The sequence below is a fragment of the Cellulosimicrobium sp. RS genome (genome assembly GCF_046159675.1).
GTDB classification, from domain to species: Bacteria; Actinomycetota; Actinomycetes; order Actinomycetales; family Cellulomonadaceae; genus Cellulosimicrobium; species Cellulosimicrobium funkei.
On sequence record NZ_JBJXVU010000021.1, the window covers coordinates 9,342 to 12,781 of the forward strand.

5 protein-coding genes are annotated in these 3,440 nt (G+C 71.0%); 3 read left to right on the forward strand and 2 right to left on the reverse strand.

What is annotated here, in order from left to right; translation table 11 throughout:
• Both ACI769_RS19745 and ACI769_RS19750 read right to left on the reverse strand, forming a co-directional pair.
• Positions 1-1,336, reverse strand: a 1,336-nt coding sequence (locus ACI769_RS19745) for a heavy metal translocating P-type ATPase (protein ID WP_409142168.1), incomplete at its 3' end; no start/stop codon positions are given.
• Entirely contained in the window at positions 1,333-1,692 is a 360-nt protein-coding gene (locus ACI769_RS19750; protein ID WP_155100238.1) for a helix-turn-helix transcriptional regulator, read from the reverse strand. The genes ACI769_RS19745 and ACI769_RS19750, both read right to left, overlap by 4 nt.
• A 71-nt stretch (positions 1,693-1,763) precedes the next feature.
• On the opposite strand from ACI769_RS19750, the gene ACI769_RS19755 reads away from it, so the two are divergent.
• The 3 genes from ACI769_RS19755 to ACI769_RS19765 are packed head-to-tail and all read left to right on the forward strand — an operon-like array spanning position 1,764 to position 3,393.
• Positions 1,764-2,135 carry a metalloregulator ArsR/SmtB family transcription factor gene (locus ACI769_RS19755; protein ID WP_318657828.1) on the forward strand — a complete coding sequence of 124 codons (372 nt, stop codon included), beginning with the start codon at positions 1,764-1,766 and terminating at the stop codon, positions 2,133-2,135.
• The gene (locus tag ACI769_RS19760) at positions 2,129-2,737 is read left to right on the forward strand and encodes a cadmium resistance transporter (RefSeq protein WP_155100239.1); all 609 of its coding nucleotides are present in this window, start codon (positions 2,129-2,131) and stop codon (positions 2,735-2,737) included. Before ACI769_RS19755 ends, ACI769_RS19760 begins: the two co-directional genes overlap by 7 nt.
• Positions 2,734-3,393, forward strand: a complete 660-nt coding sequence (locus ACI769_RS19765) for a signal peptidase II (protein ID WP_155100240.1) — start codon at positions 2,734-2,736, stop codon at positions 3,391-3,393. Before ACI769_RS19760 ends, ACI769_RS19765 begins: the two co-directional genes overlap by 4 nt.
• Positions 3,394-3,440: the final 47 nt, after the last annotated feature.

Consider the following 3,440-nt stretch of genomic DNA (forward strand, 5'->3'; position numbering starts at 1 on the left):
TCGTGCCCACGCGGACCTGCACGCCGTCGACGGTGCCGTGCAGCCCGCGACCGGGCAGCTCCTGGACGTCGCCCGCCGGGCGCACCGGCGCGGATGCGGCGGCGAGGATCGCCGCGGCCAGGGGGTGGGTGCTGCGCGCCTCGAGCGCGCCGGCCCAGGCCAGAGCCTGCTCGCGGGTGGTGCCGGGGCGGGTCCTCACCTGCACGACCTCGGGCCGGTTGCGGGTCAGGGTGCCGGTCTTGTCGATCGCGACGGCGCGCACGGTGCCGAGCTCTTCGAACGCCGCCCCGGACTTGACGATCATCCCGAACCGGCTCGCGGCGCCGATCGCGGAGATGACGGTGACGGGCACGGCGATCGCCAGCGCGCACGGAGACGCGGCGACGAGCACGACCAGGGCCCGCTCGGTCCACAAGCCCGGGTCGCCGACGACGAAGCCCCACACCACGACCAGCGCCGCGGCGACGAGCACGATCGGCACGAGCGGCTTCGCGATCCGGTCCGCCAGGCGCGCTCGCTCGCCCTTGCGCGCCTGGGCCTGCTCGACGAGGTGCACGATCGTGGTCAGGGAGTTGTCGCGCCCGTCCGCGCTCGCCTCGACCAGCAGGGCCCCGCCGCCGTTGATCGCGCCGGCGGGCACGGCGTCGCCCGGGCCGACCTCGACCGGGATGGACTCCCCGGTGATGGCGGAGGTGTCCAGCGAGCTGCGCCCGGACGTCACGACGCCGTCGGTCGCCAGGCGTTCCCCGGCCCGCACGACCAGCAGGTCGAGCTCGCGCACGTCCGCGGCGGGGATCTCCACGTCCCCGGACAGGCGCGAGACCCGTGCCGTGGTGGGCATGAGGTCGAGCAGGGCGCGCAGGCCGTGCTTGGCCCGGTCCATCGCACGGTCCTCGAGGGCCTCGGCGATGGAGAACAAGAACGCCAGCGCCGCGGCCTCCCCGACGTGGCCGAGCGCGACGGCCCCGACCGCGGCGATCGTCATGAGCAGCCCGACCCCGAGCTTGCCGCGCGCCAGGCGCCGCACCGCACCGGGCACGAACGTCCACGCGCCGGCCAGCAGGCTCGCGCTCTGCACCACCAGCGCGGGCGTGGCCAGGTCCGACCACTCCAGGGCGTACCCGACGGCGAGCAGCACACCCGAGAGCGCGGGCAGCAGCAGCGCACGATCACGCCACCACGGCGCGAGCTCCTCGTCCTCGCCGTCGTGCTCGTCGTGGCTGTCGGCGGGCGCGCCGTCGGGCGTGCGCGGCGAAGCAGGCGTCAGGCCCAAGCCGGTCACCAGCGCGGGACGGTCCTCGAGCTCGTCGTCGCCCCCGCAGCACTCGCGGCTCACTGCTCGTCCTCGCACGCGGTGCAGCCCGGGACGTCGCACACCGGGTTCGAGCACTCGCGGCCTTCGCGGACGTCCAGGACCACGCGCATCAGCTCGTCCAGCGCCGCGGACAGGTGCGGGTCCGCGATCGTGTACTGGGTGCGGCGCCCGTCGGGCTCCGCAAGCACCAAACCGCACCCACGCAGACACGCCAGATGGTTGGACACGTTCTGCCGGCTCAACCCCAGGGCGTCGGCGAGGTCGGCCGGGTACGCCGGGCCGACGAGGAGACGTTCGAGGATGCGCGCGCGCGTCGGGTCACTCATCGCCCTCCCCAGGCGACCCATGACTTCTACACGATCACCAGTGTTCAGCATGTGCTGAACTATACAGTGCAGCGTGAACCTGCGATCCGATCCCATCGACAAGTGTCAGTTATTATCGGTCTGTGTCGATCATAGATACCGAAGTATGTGTGGCGAGTACGGCGGACGTCGAGCCGGCGGTCGCGTTGTTCCGGTCGCTGGGAGATCCCGCGCGACTGGCGATCGTGCGCCGACTGGCTGTGGGTGAGGCGCGGGTCGCGGAGCTGACGCGCGACCTCGGCTTGGCACAGTCGACAGTGTCCTCGCACGTGGCCTGTCTCAAGGACTGCGGTCTGGTCTCCGGCCGCATGGAGGGTCGACGGGTCTTCTACTCCCTGGCCCGCCCCGAGCTGCTGGACCTGCTGGGAGCGGCCGAGACGCTGCTCGCCGCCACCGGTAGCGCCGTCGCCCTGTGCCCGACCTACGGCGTGGACGGGCAGGACTCGGCATGCTGAGCACGATCGCGGCCGCGGCCGGGCTGTTCGTCGCGACCAACATCGACGACATCGTGGTCCTGACCGTCCTGTTCGCCGTCGCCGCACGCGGGACCTCACGACTGCGCGGCTGGCAGATAGTCGCCGGGCAGTACCTCGGGCTCATCACCCTGATCGCGGTCAGCTTCCTCGCCGCCCTCGGCCTGACGATCGTCCCGGACGAGTGGGTGGGCCTGCTCGGCCTGATCCCGCTCGCGATCGGCGTCCTGGCACTGGTGCGCACCCTGCGCGGCAAGGACGACGACGAGGCAGAGTCCGCGCTCAAGGCCGTCGGGCTCCTCGGCGTCGCCGGCATCACGATCGCCAACGGCGGCGACAACATCGCGATCTACACCCCGGTGTTCCGCACCATCTCGACCACCGACACCCTAGTCACGATCACCGTGTTCCTCGTGCTCCTCGCCCTCTGGTGCCTGCTCGCACGCGCGATCGGCACCAACGAGAAGGTCACCGAAGCGCTCGAGAAGGTCGAGCACTGGCTCGTGCCCGTCGTGTTCATCGGCCTCGGCATCTTCATCCTGATCGAGTCCGGCACCCTCGCCCACATTGCCAGCCTGACATGACCACTCAGCCTCGCCGTCGCCGCGCTGCCGCCGTGTCCGCGTGGGTGGAACAGGGAACCACCGAGACGCCACGCACCCTCGTGGATTCCCCGGCGCAACTGCGGCGGTTCCTGCTCGCATTCGCCGTCGCAGCCAGCGCCGTGCTGATCGACCAGGGGACCAAAACCCTCGCCCTCACATACCTCAGCGAGCACGAGCGCATCCCGCTGCTTGGCGACGCGCTCGGCCTTCAGCTCGCGTTCAACCCCGGCACTGTCATGTCATTCGGAGCCGACGCAACCTGGGTGCTTACCGTCGTCGCCACCGCCGCATCCGTCGCTCTACTCGTCGCTGCAAGCCGTGCCCACACGGTCGGATGGGCGGTAGCGATCGGACTCCTGTGGGGAGGCGCGGTCGGAAATCTGCTGGACCGCCTCCTGGCCCCGCCCGGCTTTGGGCGAGGCCATGTCACCGACTTCCTCGCCTACGGGAACCTCTTCATCGGCAACCTCGCTGACGTCGTCCTCGGCGCCGGGGTTGCCCTGAGCCTCCTACTCTCCCTTTCAAACCGTCAGGTCCCGCGTTCGTCCTCCCAGCGCGAGACCGCCGCCGGTCGGTGGACTGGCGACGCGCACGGCGTCGCGGCAAGTGAGCGAGGGCAGGCACATGAAGGTTGAGCTCCTAGTCATCGACGAGTGCCCGAACGAAGTTCCCGCCCTGGAAG